Source organism: Aeromicrobium sp. 636 (assembly GCF_024433585.1).
Taxonomy (GTDB): Bacteria; Actinomycetota; Actinomycetes; order Propionibacteriales; family Nocardioidaceae; genus Aeromicrobium; species Aeromicrobium senzhongii.
Genome location: NZ_WNJU01000002.1, coordinates 492,636 through 511,165, shown reverse-complemented (window position 1 = coordinate 511,165; position 18,530 = coordinate 492,636). Strand labels below are relative to the sequence as shown.

Sequence of the window (18,530 nt, the reverse complement as noted above, 5' to 3'; positions counted from 1 at the left end):
TCCTTCCCGCAAACATATATTATGCATTGCACACGGTAAACACCGGTCGCCGGAAAATGAGGAGTGAGCCGCAGATGACATCAGCAGCCGAACCGCGACGCGTCGGGTACATCGGAGCGCGGGGACCGGTGGTTCCCGAGTCGGGCGAATACCTGCCCATCCTAAACCCGGCAACGGGCGCCGCTCTCGGTGAAGCATACGAGGTGGACAGCGCTGACCTCGATCGGATCATCGAGGACGCCCACGCCACCCAGCGCAACGTCTGGCGCGCCACGGCCCCGGACGCCCGCGGTCGGATCCTGCGTGCGTGGGCTGACAAGGTCGCGGCTCACCGCGAAGAGCTCGCCGACCTCGACTCCCAGGACGTCGGTCACCTGCGCGCCGAGACCCTCGGCGACGTCGACGTCACCGTGAAGATCCTGACCTACTACGCGGGCATGGCGGACAAGCTCGAGTCCCGCTCCTACGCGCAGTTCCCCGGCCGCATCGCCTACGGCATCGACGAGCCGTTCGGCGTCGTCGCGGGTGTCAGCCCTTACAACGCGAATACCATCTTCGCCGTGTTCAAGGCCGCCCCGGCGCTCGTCGCGGGCAACGCCATCGTGTTGAAGGCGCCCGAGCTCGCCCCACTGTCGACGTTCCGGCTCGTCGAGCTCGGCCTGGAGGCGGGGCTGCCCCCGGGCCTGGTCAACGTCGTCACCGGCCGTGGCGCGGTCGTCGGCCCGCTGCTCACCGAACACCCCGGCATCGGCATGGTCGCCTTCACCGGTGGCCTCGAGGCAGGACGCTCGGTGATCCGCCAGTCCGCGACCAACATTGTGCCCGTCTCGCTCGAGCTCGGCGGCAAGAGTCCTGTCATCATCCTCGACGACGCCGACCTCGAGCTGGCGCTCCCGCTCATCGCGCACTCCAACTTCGTCAAGAGCGGCCAGAGCTGCGTCGCGGGTTCGCGTGTGTTCGCGCCCGCCTCCCGCTACGAAGAGATCGCATCGCGCCTGGCTGAGATCGCAACCGCCGTGCGCGTCGGCGACCCGCTCTCCCCCGACTCCCAGATGGGAAGCCTGATCAGCCAGCGCCACCGGACAACCGTCGACTCACTCGTCCACTCGGCCGTCGACGCTGGCGCCACCCTTCTCGCGGGCGGCGCGCCTGTCGAGCCGGGCGGACTCACCGACGGCGCGTTCTACGCGCCCACGGTCCTCGGTGATGTCCAGGACGACAACCCGGCGGCACGCACCGAGGCGTTCGGACCGATGGCCAGCGTTCTCTCCTACACGGACGTCGACGAGGTCCTCGGACGCGCGAACGACTCCGATTTCGGCCTGTCCGCCCAGGTGTGGGGCAACGACGCGGCAAGCATCCAGCACCTTGCCGCCAACCTCGAGGTGGGAACGGTCTGGGTGAACGCGTACCGAGCGATCCACTTCACCGTCCCATTCGGCGGGGTGAAGCAAAGCGGGTACGGGCGGGAGAACGGGTTCGAGGCGATTCGCCTCTACACCCAGTCCAAGGCCGTCGTGTGGGATCTCACGACGACCCGAGCCGACCCCTACGCTTGAGCACTCACTCATGCAGGCGATCAACCGTGCATCCCTGTGAGCGGGAGCGTGCCGATGCCCTACGGTGACCGGGTGCCTGATGTCGTGGTCGTGGGCGGAGGGGGCAGCGGCATACCGCTCGCCGTCCGCCTCGCCGGGTCCGGCGCCAGCGTCCTGTTGCTCGAGGAGGGCCAGAGCACGCCCGAGAGCCTCGCGGCTCTGGCCCATGGACCGTGGCAGGTCCTGGGCGCCCAGATGGGCCACCCTGCCACCCGGGCGCATCCCGTGGACCTGACAGGGGCGCGACCTTGGGGCGTCACTCGCGGCAAGGTCCTCGGTGGCTCGACCGCGGTCAACGGCGGTTACTTCGTCCGGGCCCGCACCTCCGACTTCGATGCGTGGGCGCGCGCCGGTGGCGAGCGCTGGCGATCCGATGCCGTGCTGCCGTTGCTGCGCCGCCTGGAGTCCGACGTCGCCCACGGATCAACGCCGGTCCACGGTGACTCCGGACCGATGCCCGTCGACCGTGCCCCGCTGGAGCATCCCGCCTGTCAGGCGCTGCTCACCGCGGCCGACGCGCTCGGGATCGCCTGGGACCCGGACAAGAACGACTCTCGTGACACCGGCGTGGGGGCGGTGCCGACCAACGTCGCGGACGGGCACCGGGTGAGTACGGCCCGTGGCTATCTGACCGACGGCCTCCCATCGGGCCTGACCATTCGGGGCGACACCCGGGTGCTCCGGGTGAGACTCGTCGCCGGACGCGCCATGGGGGTCGAGACGACCGCCGGATTCGTGCCCGCAGGCCGAGTCGTGCTCTGCGCGGGAGCCCTCGGCTCGGCGCAACTGCTCATGCTGTCCGGGGTGGGCCCGGCCGACGACCTCCGCCGAGCCGGCGTGACTGTCGCAGCCGACCTGCCCGTCGGCGTCGCCGTCTCCGACCACCCGCAGGTCGTCGTCGACTGGCCGGCTTCCTCGCCGCTGCCACGACCGTCCTCCTGGTTGGGTGCCGTCATCCACGCCACGAGTCCCGGCTCGACCCGCGAGGGCAATGTCGAGCTGCTGCAGTCACTGCTGCCGATGGAATCGCTGGTCGCGGGCTCGGCCGAGGACCCGGGACTGTCGCTCGTCGTGGCCGACACGACGCCGCAGAACCGCGGCAGCGTCCGCCTGCGATCGAGCGATCCGGATGACGACGTGCTGGTCGACCTCGGCTACCTGCGTGACGAGGCCGACCGAGGCGCCCTGAGGCACGGGGTGCGGCTGGCGGCGAGCCTCCTCGGATCAAGCCCGCTCAGCACAGCGGGCCGCCCCGGAGTCCCCGACGGGATCCTGTGTGAGGACCGGCTGCTCGACGCGTGGATCGAGGAACGCCTCGGAACCGCGATGCATCTGTGCGCGTCGGCTCCGATGGGTCAGGTCGTCGCCGGCGATGGCTCCGTGTACGGAACGGAGGACCTCCACGTGGCGGACACGAGCATTCTGCCGAGTGCACCACTGCGCGGTCCCGCGAACACAGCCGTGCTCATCGGCGAGCTCGTCGCCGAGGCGATCGCAGGCCGCTGACCCGCGGCCGCAGGACGCCCCCCTCGCGTCGGCGGATCGCGCCCCACCACAGACCCGTCCCGTAGGCCACGTCGTCGACCCGTCGGGCGGTGGTGTGGGCGATCGGCCCGAGGCGAGACCCCCGTGCGCGTCGGTCGACCAAGCCGTCGACCACTGCGGCGAGGGCGACCGCCCTGCGGATGCGAGGCGAGGCCAGGCAGAGCAGGACCGTGACTGGCCAGTGGTGGCGCAGGGCCATCGCCACCAACTGCCACGCTGACGAAACCGTCGCCGAACACGCGAGGCGCACCGCGAGCGCGCGACGACTCTCGACCTGCGGCAGCTCGCGGCCGATGAGGCCGGCGGAGGCGCCGACGAAGCCCACCGCCACAGGGAGCGACCACCGTCGATGCGCGATCACCGCGAGGACAGCGAGGGTCGGCAGCGGCGGAAGCACGGCTGGTGCGACGAGATCTCCGTGGCGGCGGTGGAGGTCGGCGCCGCCGGTTCCGTAGAAGGCCTTCCGGGTGAACCACGAGCGCAGCCGCGGGCGGGCATCGTGTGTCGCCTCGACCGCCGGCTCGTACACCACGCGGTGTCCCGCCCCGAGGACCCGCCAGATCAGGTCGACGTCCTCCCCCACTCGCATCGTCTCGTCGAAACCCTCCTCGAGCGCCGAAACCCGCGCGAGCAGGCAGGCGCTGGGCAGCCACGAGACCCGCGCGAAGGGACGGACCGTGGTTGGCAGCTCCCGCAGGTCGAGGGACGACGCGTGCTGCTCGTAGCGCTGGAACCAGGACCCAGCCGTGGTGACCTCTCCTCGCACCCTCGGACCGACGACGGCGACGCCCGGATCGGCGAAATGCCGCGAGGCGGTCAACAGTCCGTCCGTGTCGATGGTGACGTCGGAGTCCACGAACGCCACGAACGGGGTGTCGACCTCCGCAAGGCCCGCATTGCGCGCCGCGGCCGGCCCCTGGTTGACATCCAGGCGAATCACGTGGGCGCCGTGCTCGCGCCCCGCCGCCGCAATCGACCCCCGATCGCTCGATCCGTCGTCGACCACGATGACCCGGGCCTTGGTGCCGAGGCGGGAGAGCAGCCGCCTCAGTTCCGCCTCTCGGTCCTTGACCGGGATCACGATGGTGAGCTGCTCCGCGCTGAGCTCAGGCAGGGACATGAGGACCGGATGCGCGAGGTTGGCAGCGACGAGCCGGTCCGCCAGGAGTGCGGCTGCCGGGCTGTCGACGACGATCGTGTCGTCGCGGATGAGTTGAAACGCACGCGGCGTGAGGCGCACCACCGTCGAGGGCGATCCTCCGACGAGCAACTGACCGTGACGACGCACCTCGGGATCGATCCGTACGACCGCCCTCGACCGGGGATCGAAGCTCATGCGCGGGCCGCCGTCACCGTCCGCAATCGACCATTCGGCTCAATGCCCCCATCGACAACAGCCGCGTGCACGTCTTCGACCATCCGCTCGAACAGGTGTCGTCCGCGCTCCGCCGTGGCGCCCGTCGGATCGCCCAGGACCCCGTTCGGCGACATCTGGCGCACGCCGTGGCGCATAAGGTGCGGCAGCAAGGCGGAGATCGGCGTCGTGTTGCCCGGAGCCATGTCGTCGACGCGCACGTCCCGTGGACGCAGGTGCAGCATCAGTGAGGTCTCGGTGAAGCCGGCATGCGCATCGGCACCGGCTGCGAGGCAGGGCACCCACGCCACCTCCTGACCCTCGGCCCGGAGCTGACCCACGGCGCTGATGAGGGCCGGGACATTCCCGCCATGCCCGTTGACGAACACGATCCCTTGGGCCCAGGTCGAGGCCGAACGAACTAGCTCGATCAACATGAGGCGCAGGGCATCCTGCCCGATCGAGATCGTGCCGGGGAAGTCCTGGTGCTCTCCCGACGACCCGAACGCGATCGCCGGAGCGACCTTCGCCCACGGCAGGCAGCGTGCTACTTCGCGGGCGACCTCGGCGGCGATAGTGGCGTCGGTGTCCAGAGGCAGGTGCGGACCGTGTTGCTCGGTGCTGCCGACTGGGACGAGGACGAACGTGCCGTTCTCGATCCCGGGCCACACAGCCGAACCCAATTCCACGGTCTCCCCTTCAGCTCAGGTCGGCGACCAGCGCCGGGAACTCCCGCGCACCGAGAGCACGGTGGAAGTGGTCGGGCTGCACCAGCAGGTCGGGCGTCAACTCGTCGAGGGAGGACACGCCCATGCCAAGCATGGCGGAGTCGATACCCGAGCGCAGCACGTCCAGGACGTTGCCCACGCCGGCCTCGCCATTGGCTGCGAGGCCCCAAAGGTAGGCACGACCAATCATCACGGCACGAGCGCCCAGTGCCACCGCCTTGACGACGTCGGACCCACGCCGGATGCCACCGTCGAGGAGCACCTCGACGTCCTGGCCGACGGCCTGTGAGATCGGATGGACCATGCGGATGGCAGCCGGAGTCCCGTCGAGGTTGTTGCCGCCGTGATTCGAGACGGAGAGGGCCGTGACGCCCAGGTCGCGAGCCCGGAGGGCGTCATCGACGCGCGAGACGCCCTTGAGCATGAACGGGCCGCCCCACTGCTCGACCATCCACGCCACGTCGTCCCAGGAGGCGGGGGGCGTCGTCATCCACTCGTAGTAGGCGCCGAAGAACGTCGGCCCCTTCTTCTCGCCCGGCGCGGCCAGGTTGGGCGCGGTGAGGTCGGGGATGCTTCCGCTCTTGACGAAGTCCCACAGCCAGCGTGGCTTGCGGATCACCGAGGGCGCCAGGCGGATCGCGCTCGCGAGGTTGATCTTCTCCGGGATCTCCGGGCTGCCCCAGTCGCGACCCATCGAGAACGACCAGTCCAGCGTGGCGATGAGCCCCTTGGCCCCGGCCGCCCGGGCGCGCTCCATCCGCTGGATCATCTGGTCACGGTCACCGGTCCAGTACATCTGGAAGAACGTGTTCGGGTTGGCTTCGACGACCTCCTCGATCGACTTCGAGGCGAAGTTCGACAGACCCATCACCGTGCCCCGCGACGCAGCAGCCCGGGCGACGGCGACCTCGCCGTCGGGGTGCACGGCCTGCACTCCGGTCGGACTGATAATGACCGGCAGGCTGATGTCCTGCCCCATCACGGAGGTCGCCATCGACCGCTCGGCCGACAGACCCGCAACGTGCGGCGCGAAGCCCAACTCCATGAACGCCGACTCGTTCTCGGCGATAGTCTGTCCGCGTTCGGAGCCTGCGACGAGCGCTCCGTAGACGGGCGCGGGCAGGCGCTTCTTCGCGCGTTGCTGGGCCACGGCGACCGACTCGAACCAGGGGTTCTGGCGCCAGGGATTGATCTTCACGGCGGTTCCTCAGTCTCTCGTCGTCGCTGTGGGGACGAAGTCGGCGAGTGGACTCTCGGCGCACGCCGAGACCGGCGGGGCGACGAGGTCCTCACGGCGCTGCAGCGTCAGCATGACCGGTTGCTTACGGGTGGGGTTGGCCTTGGAGTGGTCCTGGCTGGGCGCGGGGATCGTGCGCTCGCCGGCCAGAGCCGACTCGCCGTATCCCTGGACGCACTCCGGATCCGGTCCGTCGAGCGGCAGCCCGGTGAAGAACTTGGCCGCCATGCATCCGCCGCGGCAGGCGTCGAAGAACGCGCACGACGAGCAGGCTCCCCCGGTCTGCGGCGAGCGCAGGTCGTTGAACAGCTCCGAGGCCTGCCAGACGTGCTTAAAGCCACCGTCAGCCAGAATGTTCCCGGCCAGGAAGTTGTCGTGGATGGCGAACGGGCACGCGTAGACGTCGCCGATCGGGTCGATCAGGCACACCACCCGGCCGGCCCCACACAAGTTCAGCCCCGGGAGGCTCTCGCCGAACGCGGCCAGGTGGAAGAACGAGTCGCCCGTCAGCACGTCCTCGCCATGAGCCATGAGCCAGTCGTAGAGCTCGCGCTGCTGTTCCGGCAGCGGGTGCAGCTCGTCCCACACGTCCGCGCCGCGGCCCGACGGACGCAGTCGCGTGAGCCGCAGGGTGGCGCCGTACCTGTCGGCGATCGTCTTGAACTCGTCCAGCTGACCGATGTTCTGGCGGGTGCACACGACCGAGATCTTCGCGTCCTTGAAGCCTGCGGCCTGCAGGTTCTCCAGGGCACGGATCGCGGTGTCGAAGGAACCCGGCCCTCGGACGTAGTCGTTGACCTCGGCGGTGGCGCCGTCCAGCGAGATCTGCACGTCGACGTAGTCCGTTGATGCGAGGAACTTCGCACGCTCGGGGTTGAGGCGTACCCCGTTGGTGGAGAACTTCACCCCGACCTGGTGATCGACGGCGTACTGCAACAGCTCCCAGAAGTCAGGCCGGATCGTGGGCTCGCCGCCGCCGATGTTCACGTAGAACACCTGCATTCGCTGCAGCTCATCGATCACAGCCTTGCACTGCTCGGTGGTCAGCTCGCGGGGATCTCGACGACCCGACGACGACAGACAGTGCGCGCACTCCAAGTTGCATGCGTAGGTCAGCTCCCACGTTAGGCAGATGGGCGCATCAAGACCGAACTCGAACTGTTCCACGAGCGAACCCGTTTCAGGGCGCGCGATCACCGGTCGCGTCTCCAAGATCGTCATGCCGCTTCCTCCTTCGTCTCACGCCGACGGATCATGTCCGTGTCGGCCAGTCCACACAACGCACCCACGTACGTCGGCCACGCAACGTCAGGCACTCCGGCGGCGATCAGCGCCGAGCGGACGTCAGGGTGCTCGCCGAGTCCCTTCACCACAGCGACCAACTCCGGACGCTTCAGGAACGTCAGCTTCCGGTTGCCGAAGTGATAGGCCAGCGCCCCGAAGGGCTCGGGGCGCAGCGCCACCATCGGTGACAGCGCCCATGCCTCGTCGAGCAGCCCTGACGTCGCGGGCATCTCAGTACACCCCGCACATGCCGTCGATCGAAACTTCCTCGATCAGCGACTCCACTGCGATGGCGTCCTCGGAACCGACGTTGTCGTGCTCGTTCATCTCGCCTCCTGACGTTCGACTGAATGTGTCGCGGCCCACACTAATGGCACTCGATGCAAAAAGGGAAGCGGGGTACCCCTGATACCGTCTGGCCGTGTCCACATCCGGCCGTTCGCGAGCCTTAGGGCGGCCGGCAGCGACGTCCCACGCGCAGATCGAGCACGCGGCGTTCGCGCTGTTTGCCCAAAGGGGATTCGATGGCACGACCGTCGATGACATCGCCGAGGCGGTGGGCGTCAGTCGCCGCACGCTGTTTCGCTACTTCGAGTCCAAGAACGACATCCCATGGGGCCAGTTCGACGCGAGCCTCGCGGAGTTCGGGCGGATCCTGCGCTCCTTCGACCCGGACTTGCCGCTGGCCGAGACCGTTCACCGATCAGTGGTGCGCTTCAACGACTTCGATGACGTAGCGCTTCCCCAGCATCGCGTGCGGATGCAGTTGATCCTCGACACGCCCGCACTCAAAGCGCACTCGACGATCAAGTACCAGCAGTGGCGCGCGGTGATCGTCGAGTTCGTCGCCGAGCGGACAGGGACCTCTCCATATGACCTCGCCCCGCGGACCGTGGGCCACGTCAGCCTCGCCCTGTCGATCAGTGCCTACGAGCAGTGGCTCGAACACCCGGATCGCAACCTGACGGATTTGCTCGACGAGGCCATGGCAGGCCTGAGAGCACATCTCGGCGCGCCGTGACCTGATCCTCGGGCGCTCGAAGACGTGGGTGCGAGACCATACGCGCCGCAGAAAGCGTCAGGCCCGGAATCCAGTGGATTCCGGGCCTGATCTTCGTGGTAGCGGGGGCAGGATTTGAACCTGCGACCTCTGGGTTATGAGCCCAGCGAGCTACCGAACTGCTCCACCCCGCGTTGCCTGACCAACGTTACCGGAGGGGGTGGGAGGAACCCAAATCGGGGTCCCCCACCCCCTCCTCACGGCCTCAGATCAGGGCGTCGGTGAGGTGGTTCGGCGTGCCGAACCGGTGCGCGGTGATGCTGACGGCCTGCTCGTGGACGAACGGCAGCAGCTCGACCTGCCCGGCCTCGGTCGGGCGGTGCGCCCAGATGGCGAGGTCCGGCTTGCCGCCCGTCTGCTCGGCGAGGGCCGAGCGACTGCCACCGACCAGGCGCACGCGCCCATCGGTCAGGCACGACGCCACCGCGGCCCACGTGGCGTCGTCCTCGACCATCACGGAGACACCGAAGCCGCGCAGTGCGGTCCGGACCGCATCGGGCACCTCGAAGGCCGAGGAGACCTGCAGCGGTCCACCCGCGGCCAAGCCGGCCCCAATGACGCGCAGGCCTTCGGAGAGGGTGGCATCGGCCGCCAGGCGGATGTGCACGCGCGTCGGGACGTACCGCAGGATGTTGCGCTCGGCGAAAATCGCCGAGACGTCGCGCGCCGTGCCGAACTCCTCACGCCAGGCGGCGGCGTCACTGCGGAACGACCGCTCGAGGTAGCTCACCTCGTCGGCCGGGACGTGGGCCTCACGCGCGGCCTGCAGCAGCCGCTCGGCACGGGGATCGATGCTGTCGTCCGCGGTCGATCGCGCCGGGGCCCACTCGCCCAGACCGAACAGGTAGTGCGGGCCGCCGGCCTTCGTGCCGGCGCCGATCGCCGACTTCTTCCAGCCGCCGAACGGCTGGCGCCGCACGATGGCGCCGGTGGTGCCGCGGTTCACGTAGAGGTTGCCCGCCTGGACTCCGTCCAGCCACACGGCGATCTCCGCCGGGTCGAGCGCGTGCAGGCCCGCGGTCAGGCCGTAGTCGACCTGATTCTGGATCTCGACCGCCTCCTCGATCGTCTCGGCGGTCATGATGCCCATCACCGGTCCGAAGTACTCGGTCAGGTGGGTCGTCGAGCCACGCTTCACGCCCGTCCGGATGCCCGGGGACCACAGCTGCCCCGCGTCGTCCAGCTTCCGCGGCTCCACGAGCCAGGACTCCCCCGCGTCGAGCGTCGTCAGTCCACGCAGCAGCTTGCCGGAGGCCGGCTCGATCAACGGGCCCATCTGCGTCTGCGGGTCGGACGGCCAACCCACCGCCAGCGACGTCACCGCGTCGACCAGCTGCTCGCGGAACCGCTTCGACGTGGCGACGGAGCCGACGAGGATCACCAGCGACGATGCCGAGCACTTCTGGCCCGCGTGTCCGAAGCCCGAGGCCGCGATGTCCTTGGCGGCCAGGTCGAAGTCCGCCGAGGGCGTGACGACGATGGCGTTCTTCCCGCTCGTCTCGGCCAACAGCGGCAGGTCGGGACGGAAGCTGCGGAACAGCTCGGCCGTCTCGTACGCACCGGTCAGGATCAAGCGGTCGACACGGGGGTCCGAGACCAGCCGCCGGCCGAGGTCGGACTCCTCCACGTGGACCAGTTGCAGCGCTTCGCGCGGGACACCGGCCTCCCACAGCGCCTCGACCATGACCGAACCGCAGCGCGCCGCCTGCGGCGCCGGCTTGATCACCACCGCGGAGCCCGCGGCCAGCGCGGCCAGCGTCGAGCCCGCCGGGATCGCCACCGGGAAGTTCCACGGCGGCGTCACGACAGTGAGGCGCGAGGGCACGAACGTGGCGCCGTCGACGTCGTCGAGACCACGGGCGAGGTGGGCGTAGTAGCGCGCGAAGTCGATCGCCTCGGACACCTCGGGGTCGCCCTGGTCGAGCGTCTTCCCCGCCTCCGACGCCATGACCTCCAGCAGGTCGGCTCGCCGCTCCTCCAGGCGCAGGGCGGCCCGCTCGAGGATCTCGGCGCGCTCGGCCGCGGGGCGACGGCCCCAGGCGTCACCCGCGACGACCGTCGAGGCGACGACCGACTCCAGCGCGTCGGCATCGGTCAGGGTGTGCTCCTTGACGAGGTCCTCACCGAGGGTCGAGCCCTCCACCCGCGACAGGATCCGGCGACCCCACGCGCGGTTGGCCGGCAGCGACGGATCGGTGTCGGGGGTGTTCTCGAAAGGCGCACCCGCCGGCGGCTCCTGCACGGGCGCCGAGCGGTCCTGCGTCCGGTTGGGCGCGGGCACGGAGTCGTCCAGCGCGGCCAACGACGCGAGGAAGCGGTTCTTCTCGCGCTCGAACAGCTCGTGGTTCTCGTTCAGCTCGAAGACCGCCGACATGAAGTTGTCGTGGCTTGCGCCCTCCTCGAGTCGACGGATCAGGTACGCGATCGCGACGTCGAAGTCCTTCGGGTGCACCACCGGCGTGTACAGCAGCAGGCCGCCGACGTCACGACGCACGACCTCGGCCTGGCTCTGGGCCATACCCAGCAGCATCTCGATCTCGACGCCGTCGCGGACGCCGCGCTGACCGGCCAGCAGCCACGCGTGCGCCAGGTCGAAGAGGTTGTGGCCGGCCACGCCGATCCGCACGTTGGCGATGCGCTCCGGGTGCATCGCGTAGTCCAGGACGCGCTTGTAGTTGGTGTCCGACTCCTGCTTGCTCGACCACGTGGCCAGCGGCCAACCGTGCACCGCCGCGTCGACGCGCTCCATGGGCAGGTTGGCGCCCTTCACGACGCGCACCTTGATGCCCGCTCCCCCGCGCGCCCGACGCGCGGCCGACCACTCCTGCAGGTGGATCATGGCGCGCATCGAGTCGGGCAGGTACGCCTGGAGCACGATGCCGGCCTCGAGGTGCTCCAGCCCCGGCGTGTCGAGGATCTTGGTGAAGACCGCGATCGTCAGGTCGAGGTCGTGGTACTCCTCCATGTCCAGGTTGATGAACTTCGGCGACGGCGCGTCGGCGGCCTGGCGGTACAGCGGCATGAGGTTCTCGGCAACGTGCTCGACGGCCTCGTCGAACGCCCACGGCGAGTGCGGCGGCACCGTCGCGGAGACCTTGATCGACACGTAGTCGACGTCCGGCCGGGCCAGCAGGTCGTGGGTGCCCTTCAGCCGTCGCGCGGCCTCGCGCTCGCCCAGGACGGCCTCGCCGAGCAGGTTGATGTTCAGGCCCACACCGTCGCGGCGGATCTTCGCGATGCTGCGGCCCAGCCTCGCGTCGGTCGCGTCGACGATCAGGTGCCCCACGAGCGACCGCAGCGCCCGCTGCACGATCGGGATGACCAGCCGCGGCACGAAGCGGCCGGCGAGGGCGCCCAGACGCACGGCGTTGCGCAGGTACCAGGGCAGGAACGCCGGCACGTCCGACGCCAGCGAGGCGAAGTTCCGCGCGGCGATCCGCGGGTCCTCGGGCCGGATGACCCCGTCGATGAATCCGACCGTGAAGTCCAGGCCCTTCGGGTCCTTGAGCAGGCCCGCCAACTGGGCGCCGGCCTTGTCCGCGGGCACGTCGGCGGACTCCGCCAGCCAGCGCCTCACGAGCTCGACCGACTCCTGCGCCAACGGGTCGGGCGCGCTCGGGGATGGGTGCTGGGTCACGTCGTCGATCACGGTGCTGCCTTCCGGACTTCGGGGGGAACAAGGTCTGCTGCCCAGTGTGAGATCCGCGCCAGTTAAGGTAAAGCGATCTTTTGTGACCGATATCGATCAGATCCAGTGAAGGATTGCCCATGCTCGACGTCCGCCGGCTGCGCCTCCTGCGCGAGCTGCAGATCCGCGGCACCCTCGCCAGCGTCGCGGCGGCGCTGCACCAGAGCCCGTCCTCGGTCTCGCAGCAGCTGTCGCTGCTGGAACAGGAGGTCGGGGTCGAGCTGCTGCGCAAGGTCGGTCGCCGCGTCCAACTGACGCCGCAGGCCGAGATCCTGGTCGAGCACACCTCCGCGGTCCTCGAGCGACTGGAGCGCGCGGAGTCCGATCTGGCCGCATCCCTCGACGAGGCCACGGGCACGTTCCGGTTGGCCGTGTTCCAGTCCGTCGCGCTCGCGCTGATGCCGGCGACGCTGTCGATCCTCGAGACCGAGCACCCGAGGCTGCGCGTCACGATGACCCAGCGCGAACCGGAGTCGGCGCTGTACGAGACGTGGGCGCGCGAGTTCGACCTGGTCATCGCCGAGAAGTACCCCGGCCACAACACCCCGTGGCACCCCGAGCTGGACGCCGTCGACCTCACGACCGACGAGGTGCGTCTCGCGGTCCCGCCGGCCGGACACCGGTTCGGCGACATCACATCGATCGCCGAGGCGGCGGACGCGCCGTGGGTCATGGAGCCGCCGGGCGTGGCCTCGCGGCACTTCGCCGAGCAGGCGTGCCGGGTCGCGGGCTTCGAGCCCGACGTCCGGTACGAGACCGCCGACCTGCAGGCGCAGATCAGCCTCATCGAGTCCGGGCACGCGGTGGCGCTGCTGCCCGACCTGCTGTGGCAGAACCGCCGTCCCGCGGTGACCCTGCACCGACTCGAGGGCCGACCGCACCGCACGATCTTCACGTCCGCACGGCGCGCGTCGGCCCACTCCCCCGGCGTGGCCGCGACGCGCCAGGCGCTGTCGCGGGCGGTGGCCGAGGGTCAGTCCTGACCGGTCACAGGTTCATGCAGAGCCGACGCGCGTCGAAGATCGCCGCGTGCACGCCGCGACTCGAGACCGCGTCGCCGATCCGGTAGAGCTCGAAGTCGCCGTCGGTGCGCACGACCCGCTGGCGCTCACCCCGCACGAAGGCGTCGATGTCGAGCTGCCCGCGGTTGGCCGAGCGCTCGCGCAGCTCGTCGTAGACCTCGCTGATCGGCACCGTTCCCTGCTCGACCACCACGACGTCGGCGCCCTTCTCGATCCGCTCGCCGGTGTAGTCGTTGGCGAACGTGGCGACCAGCCGGCCACCCTCCTTGCGCACACCCTGCAGGACCAGGTCGGGCGTGATCGCCACGCCGCCGTTGTAGAGCATCTTCATGAAGTCCGGACGCACCGTGTGCACGATGTCCAGGCCGACCTCGGCGTCGGAGGTCACCAGCTCGATCTCGTTGCCCTGGCCGAGCAGGTGCTCGACCGCCGAGAGCGCGTGCTCGTCGCCGTGCTCGTCGTAGACCACGACCCGCTTGCCCGCGACGGGCGCACGCCCCAGGACGTCGGCGCTGGACACGACGAACCGCTCCCCGCCCTCGGGCAGGGTCGGGTCGGCCATCCCTCCGGTCGCGATGATGACGACGTCGGGATCCTGGGCCAGCACGTCGGCGGCCTCGACGTAGGTGCCGGTCCTGAGCGTCGCGCCCGCCATCCGCGCCTCGGCGGCCAGCCACTCGGTGATCGAGCGCTTCTCGGACTGGCGGTGCACCTTCGACATCGGGACGACCTGTCCGCCGAGGGTGTCGGACGCCTCGAACAAGATCACGTCGTGGCCGCGCTCGGCACTGGCGCGGGCGGCCTCCAGACCGCCGGGACCGCCGCCCACGACGACCACCCGGCGCCGGTCACGTGCCGGGGTGATCAGCTGCGGGATCGTCTCCTCGCGGCCGGTCGCCGGGTTGTGGATGCAGAACATCTCCGTGTTGAGGCAGAAGCTGGCGCCGACGCACGGCCGAACCCGATCCTCCTCGCCGCGCTCGATCTTGGCGACGATGTGCGGGTCGGCGATGTGGGCCCGCGTCATGCCGACGAGGTCGACGTACCCCTCGCGCAGCGCGTGGCGCGCGGTGGCCAGGTCGGCCACGCGTCCCGCGTGGAACACCGGGACCGGCACGGCCTCGCGGATCCGCCCGGCCACCGGGAGGTGGGCACCGAGCTCACGCCCCGTCGGCGGCATGATGTCCGACAGCTCGCGGTGGGTGAACCCGCCGCCGTAGATGATGTTGAGGTAGTCCACGTGCCCCGAGCCCGCCACGAGCCGGGCGATCTCGACGGCCTCGTCGGGCTCGATGCCGCCCTTCGCACCCTCGTCCCCGGGCAGCCGCACACCCACGACGTAGTCCGTTCCCACCTCGGCGCGGACCGCCTCGAGCACCTCGAGCAGGAAGCGCACGCGGTTCTCCAGCGAGCCGCCGTAGCGGTCGTCGCGCAGGTTCGAGCGCGGCGCGAGGAACTGGTCGATCAGATGACCGGCCAGACCGGCCAGCTCGACCCCGTCGAGACCGCCGCGCCGGGCCCGGCCGGCCGCCGCGGCGTAGTCGGCGATGACCCGCGGGAAGTCGAAGTCCTCCATCGGCTTGGGATAGCTGCGGTGGGCGCGCTCACGGATCCCCGAAGGGCTGACGGTCGGCAGCCACGGACCGGACGCGTCCCAGCCGCGGCGCCCGAAGTGGGTCAACTGCACCATCGTCGCCGCCCCGTGGCGATGCACCCGCTGCGCGACGTCCTCGTAGAACGGCAGGACGGCGTCGGTGCTGGCGTCGATCGATCCGAACGAGGTCTGCGAGTCCGCCGACACGAAGCTCGACCCGCCGAACATCGTCAGGCCGATCCCGCCGCGCGCCTTCTCCTCCTGGTAGAGGGCGTAGCGCAGGCCCGGCCCTTCCGGCCCCACGAAGCCCGCCGGGGCGTGGGCCGTGCTGAAGATGCGGTTCTTCAGCGTCAATCCCTTGAGGGTGAAGGGTTCGAGCAGCGGGTCGGACATGCGGGGCCTTCCGGGGAAGAGGAAAAGGACAGGGGAAGCCAGGACGGGGTCGCTCGGGGGCGCGACCCCGCCCTGGCGGTCTGGGGGGGGTGGGTCAGCCGTTGATGGCGGACTGCTCGGAGATGCCGGCCTTCTCCAGGTTCTTGGCCAGCTCACCGGACGACTGGTACTCGGCGAGCACCTGGTTGACCGCGTCGCGCAGGTCCGTGGCGCCCTTGCGGATCATCACGACGGTCGCGTCGGTGCCGGTCGTCATGGCGATCTTGGGGGTCTCCTGCATGACCTCGTTCTTGATCTTCGCCGGGTTGCCGTCGGCGGTCAGGTAGCCGGCCAGGGCACCCTCGGTGAACAGTCCCGCGTCGATGCGACCGGCCTTCAGGTCGTCGTAGACGGCCTGCTCGCTCTGGTAGAGCTTCACGTTGTCCGCGCCGAGCGCCTTCTGGGCCTCCCCGGTGAACAGGTAGCCCGTCGTGGTGCCGACCTTCTTGCCCTCGAGCTGCTCGATCGTGTCCCAGCCGTCCTTCGAGCCGACCGACATCAGCGAGAGGTAGACCGGGTCGGAGAGCTCGTACTTCGCGCGACGCTCGTCGTTCACGGTCCACGACCCGGCCGACAGGTCCGCCTTGCCCGTGTCCAGGGCGCTCACGACGCCGGGGAACGACGTGCTCTGGGCCTTCAGCTCCAGGCACAGGTCGGCGGCGACCTTCTTGAGCAACTCACCGTCGATGCCGGTCGGCTGGCCGTCCTTCGCCCCGATGTAGGGCGGGAAGTTCGCGATGGCCGCGGTCAGCGTGCCGTCCTTGACCGTCTCGACCTTGGCGATGGGCTCGCAGTCGTCCGCGACGGTGGAGGCTGCGTCGTCCGAGCCGCAGGCGGCCAGTGCCGACAGGCTGACGACGGCGCCCAGCGCCAGGCCGAACGTACGGGTGATGCGCTTCATGGTTCTCCTTGGGGGGATCAGGCCGGCAGGACTGCCGGACCGGACTTGTCGCGCCGCAGCACGTGGATCAGGGCGGAGGCGACGATCGAGACGGCGGCGTAGAACCCGCCGGCGACGAGGAAGACCGTCAGGTAGTCGAAGGTGACCGAGCCGATGCCGTACGAGCGGGCCAACAGCTCGGGCAGACCGATCGCGAACCCGATGGCGGTGTACTGGAAGATCAGCACGGCGAACGAGATCACGGGCAGTCGCACGATCGACAGTGCCTGCGGCAGCACCACGTGGCGCAACTCGTGCCACCCGGTCAACCCCAGGCTGCGCGCCGCCTCCCGCTGCCCGCTCGGGACGTCGAGGATGCCGACCCGGAAGATCTCCGAGGTGTAGGCGGCGGCGCTGATCGCCAGGCCCGTGACCAGGGCCGGTCCGGCGTCGAGCACGACGTCGATCGACGGCAGGCCGAAGTAGATGAGATAGACCACCACGAGCAGCGGCAGGCCGCGCAGCAGCTCGACCACGGCCAGCGTCGTCCAGCGGACGAGTCGGCTCGGGGCGGTGCCCAGCAGGCCCAGGACCAGGCCGAGCGGCAGGCCCGTCGCGATCGACAGGACGGCGTACCAGGCGCTGAGCTTCAGGCCGCCGAGCAGGATCATCAGGTCGTCGGTGGTCATGCCGCACTCCTTCGGCGCAGGGTCGCGTCCAGCCATCGCGAGGACGCGGCGATGGGCAGGCTGAGCACGAGGTACACGGCACCGGCGACCAGGAAGGCCGCCAGCGCGGGCTGCCCGCCGTTGGCGAGGTTGAGCGCCTGGAAGGACACGTCGCTCACGCCGATCACCGAGGCGAACGCCGACTCCTTGAGCAGACCGATCGCGTAGGTCGCGCACGGCGCCATGGCGACCGCGATGCCCTGGGGCGCGATGATCCGCCAGAACAGCTGGGAGCGCTTGAGGCCCAGGGCCTGCGCGGCCTCCCACTGCCCCACCGGCACGCTCAGCAGCGCGGCCCGGTAGTTCTCGGCGACGTAGGCGGTGGCCACGAGTGTCAGCGCGATGATGGCCGTCGGGATCGGCTCGGAGCCGGTGAGGTTGGCCAGGCCGTAGAACAGCAGCAGCATCCAGGCGATGACCGGGACGCCGCGGACGACCTCGACGTAGGTCGTGCCGAGCCAGCGCAGCGGGGCGATGCGCGACACCCGCATGAGCGCGACCGGGAAGCCCAGCACCAGCGCTTGCGCCATCGAGACGACCGTGAGCAGGACCGTGACCCCGACACCCTCGAGCACCGTGGAGACGATGAGTCCCCAGTCCGCGTTCACTGCTCGGCCACCGCTTCGAGGAATCGTCGGGTCACGGCGTGCTGCGGCCGGGTGAAGAGCTCGTCGGGGTGCGACTGCTCGACGATCGCCCCGTGGGCGAGCACCGCGACCTGGTCGGCGACCTTGCGGGCGAAGCCCATGGCGTGGGTGACGACGATCATCGTGGTGCCCTGGTCGGCCAGCTCGCGCATGACGGCGAGCACCTCCTGGCCGACCTCGGGGTCGAGGGCGGAGGTCGGCTCGTCGAACAGCATGACGACCGGGTCGAGGGCCAGGGCACGCGCGATCGCGATGCGCTGCTGCTGGCCGCCGGAGCACTGCATCGGCTTGGCGTCGGCCTTGGCGGCCAGGCCGACCCGGTCCAGCAGCTTCAGGGCGACCTCGCGGGCCTCCTGCGGCTTGCGCCCGAGGACGAGTTCCTGGGCCAGGGTGACGTTGCGCAGCACCGACAGGTGCGGGAACAGGTGGAAGCCCTGGAAGACCATGCCGGTGCGCCGGCGGACGGCCAGCAGCTCGGCCTTGGTCGGCTTGTTCGGGACGGCCGCGACCGGCTCACCCGTGATCGAGATCGTGCCCGAGCTGGGCGTCTCCAGATAGTTGATGCACCGCAGCAGGGTGCTCTTGCCGGCACCACTGGGGCCGATCAGCGCGACGACCTCGCCGGGGTAGACGTCCAGGGCGATGTCATCGAGGACGACGTGGTCGCCGTAGGACTTGGTCAGGCCCTCGATACTCACCAGCGGGGTCGCTCCCGGGGTGTTCCTGGCGAGGC

The 18,530-nt window shown here is 69.9% G+C and carries 16 protein-coding genes and 1 tRNA gene; 4 read left to right on the top strand and 13 right to left on the bottom strand.

Translation table 11 applies throughout. From position 1 onward, the window contains the following. Positions 1 to 56 precede the first annotated feature (56 nt). Both GL325_RS09095 and GL325_RS09090 read left to right on the top strand, forming a co-directional pair. Complete coding sequence (locus tag GL325_RS09095; protein WP_308209238.1) at positions 57 to 1,559, top strand: aldehyde dehydrogenase family protein; 1,503 nt, start codon at positions 57 to 59, stop codon at positions 1,557 to 1,559. Positions 1,560 to 1,631: 72 nt separating this feature from the next. After that, a complete protein-coding gene (locus GL325_RS09090; protein ID WP_223111085.1) occupies positions 1,632 to 3,104 on the top strand; it encodes a GMC family oxidoreductase N-terminal domain-containing protein in 1,473 nt (490 codons plus the stop codon). On the opposite strand, the gene mftF is transcribed toward GL325_RS09090, so the two are convergent. The 6 genes from mftF to mftA are packed head-to-tail and all read right to left on the bottom strand — an operon-like array spanning position 3,064 to position 8,073. After that, positions 3,064 to 4,479, bottom strand: a complete 1,416-nt coding sequence (mftF, locus tag GL325_RS09085) for a mycofactocin biosynthesis glycosyltransferase MftF (RefSeq protein ID WP_187769313.1) — start codon at positions 4,477 to 4,479, stop codon at positions 3,064 to 3,066. The two genes, GL325_RS09090 and mftF, sit on opposite strands and share 41 nt — an antisense overlap. After that, positions 4,476 to 5,168 carry a mycofactocin biosynthesis peptidyl-dipeptidase MftE gene (gene mftE / locus GL325_RS09080; RefSeq protein WP_255955907.1) on the bottom strand — a complete coding sequence of 231 codons (693 nt, stop codon included), beginning with the start codon at positions 5,166 to 5,168 and terminating at the stop codon, positions 4,476 to 4,478. The genes mftF and mftE overlap by 4 nt, the downstream gene beginning before the upstream one ends. 28 nt (positions 5,169 to 5,196) lie before the next feature. Further along, positions 5,197 to 6,423, bottom strand: a complete 1,227-nt coding sequence (mftD, locus tag GL325_RS09075; protein WP_255955905.1) for a pre-mycofactocin synthase MftD — start codon at positions 6,421 to 6,423, stop codon at positions 5,197 to 5,199. 9 nt (positions 6,424 to 6,432) lie between these two features. Then, entirely contained in the window at positions 6,433 to 7,683 is a 1,251-nt protein-coding gene (mftC, locus tag GL325_RS09070) for a mycofactocin radical SAM maturase (RefSeq protein ID WP_187769311.1), read from the bottom strand. Next, positions 7,680 to 7,976 (bottom strand): mycofactocin biosynthesis chaperone MftB, encoded by a 297-nt coding sequence (gene mftB, locus GL325_RS09065; RefSeq protein WP_187769310.1) that lies wholly within the window; start codon positions 7,974 to 7,976, stop codon positions 7,680 to 7,682. The genes mftC and mftB overlap by 4 nt, the downstream gene beginning before the upstream one ends. A 1-nt stretch (position 7,977) precedes the next feature. Next, positions 7,978 to 8,073, bottom strand: a complete 96-nt coding sequence (gene mftA, locus GL325_RS09060; protein WP_187769309.1) for a mycofactocin precursor MftA — start codon at positions 8,071 to 8,073, stop codon at positions 7,978 to 7,980. A 94-nt stretch (positions 8,074 to 8,167) separates the two neighbouring features. On the opposite strand from mftA, the gene mftR reads away from it, so the two are divergent. Continuing rightward, positions 8,168 to 8,767: a mycofactocin system transcriptional regulator gene (mftR, locus tag GL325_RS09055; RefSeq protein WP_255955901.1), complete on the top strand. Its 600-nt coding sequence runs from the start codon at positions 8,168 to 8,170 to the stop codon at positions 8,765 to 8,767. A 96-nt stretch (positions 8,768 to 8,863) separates the two neighbouring features. Here mftR and GL325_RS09050 read toward each other — a convergent pair. Together GL325_RS09050 and GL325_RS09045 are read right to left on the bottom strand one after the other, a co-directional pair. Beyond that, positions 8,864 to 8,940 (bottom strand) — tRNA-Met (locus GL325_RS09050). 71 nt (positions 8,941 to 9,011) lie between these two features. Beyond that, on the bottom strand, positions 9,012 to 12,455 hold the full coding sequence (locus GL325_RS09045; RefSeq protein WP_187769308.1) for a bifunctional proline dehydrogenase/L-glutamate gamma-semialdehyde dehydrogenase: 3,444 nt from the start codon (positions 12,453 to 12,455) through the stop codon (positions 9,012 to 9,014). 119 nt (positions 12,456 to 12,574) lie between these two features. Between GL325_RS09045 and GL325_RS09040 the strand changes: the two genes are divergently transcribed. Further along, positions 12,575 to 13,477 (top strand): LysR substrate-binding domain-containing protein, encoded by a 903-nt coding sequence (locus GL325_RS09040; protein WP_187769307.1) that lies wholly within the window; start codon positions 12,575 to 12,577, stop codon positions 13,475 to 13,477. Between the two features lie 4 nt (positions 13,478 to 13,481). Here the strand turns inward: GL325_RS09040 and GL325_RS09035 are convergent, their stop codons facing one another. The 5 genes from GL325_RS09035 to GL325_RS09015 form a co-directional block, all read right to left on the bottom strand. Then, complete coding sequence (locus GL325_RS09035) at positions 13,482 to 15,503, bottom strand: NADH:flavin oxidoreductase (protein ID WP_187769306.1); 2,022 nt, start codon at positions 15,501 to 15,503, stop codon at positions 13,482 to 13,484. Between the two features lie 94 nt (positions 15,504 to 15,597). Further along, positions 15,598 to 16,443, bottom strand: a complete 846-nt coding sequence (locus tag GL325_RS09030; RefSeq protein ID WP_154596782.1) for an ABC transporter substrate-binding protein — start codon at positions 16,441 to 16,443, stop codon at positions 15,598 to 15,600. A 17-nt stretch (positions 16,444 to 16,460) separates the two neighbouring features. Beyond that, positions 16,461 to 17,111 carry an amino acid ABC transporter permease gene (locus tag GL325_RS09025; RefSeq protein ID WP_187769305.1) on the bottom strand — a complete coding sequence of 217 codons (651 nt, stop codon included), beginning with the start codon at positions 17,109 to 17,111 and terminating at the stop codon, positions 16,461 to 16,463. Further along, positions 17,108 to 17,758 (bottom strand): amino acid ABC transporter permease, encoded by a 651-nt coding sequence (locus tag GL325_RS09020; RefSeq protein WP_187769304.1) that lies wholly within the window; start codon positions 17,756 to 17,758, stop codon positions 17,108 to 17,110. The genes GL325_RS09025 and GL325_RS09020 overlap by 4 nt, the downstream gene beginning before the upstream one ends. Beyond that, the gene (locus GL325_RS09015; protein WP_187769552.1) at positions 17,755 to 18,498 is read right to left on the bottom strand and encodes an amino acid ABC transporter ATP-binding protein; all 744 of its coding nucleotides are present in this window, start codon (positions 18,496 to 18,498) and stop codon (positions 17,755 to 17,757) included. The genes GL325_RS09020 and GL325_RS09015 overlap by 4 nt, the downstream gene beginning before the upstream one ends. Positions 18,499 to 18,530: the final 32 nt, after the last annotated feature.

Coding starts and splice junctions, on each gene's coding strand:
- GL325_RS09095 (WP_308209238.1), top strand. CDS start 57: ATGAGGAGTGAGCCGCAGATGACATCAGCAGCCGAACCGCGACGCGTC.
- mftF (WP_187769313.1), bottom strand. CDS start 4,479: ATGAGCTTCGATCCCCGGTCGAGGGCGGTCGTACGGATCGATCCCGAG.
- mftC (WP_187769311.1), bottom strand. CDS start 7,683: ATGACGATCTTGGAGACGCGACCGGTGATCGCGCGCCCTGAAACGGGT.
- mftB (WP_187769310.1), bottom strand. CDS start 7,976: ATGCCCGCGACGTCAGGGCTGCTCGACGAGGCATGGGCGCTGTCACCG.
- mftA (WP_187769309.1), bottom strand. CDS start 8,073: ATGAACGAGCACGACAACGTCGGTTCCGAGGACGCCATCGCAGTGGAG.
- GL325_RS09040 (WP_187769307.1), top strand. CDS start 12,575: ATGCTCGACGTCCGCCGGCTGCGCCTCCTGCGCGAGCTGCAGATCCGC.
- GL325_RS09035 (WP_187769306.1), bottom strand. CDS start 15,503: ATGTCCGACCCGCTGCTCGAACCCTTCACCCTCAAGGGATTGACGCTG.
- GL325_RS09030 (WP_154596782.1), bottom strand. CDS start 16,443: ATGAAGCGCATCACCCGTACGTTCGGCCTGGCGCTGGGCGCCGTCGTC.
- GL325_RS09025 (WP_187769305.1), bottom strand. CDS start 17,111: ATGACCACCGACGACCTGATGATCCTGCTCGGCGGCCTGAAGCTCAGC.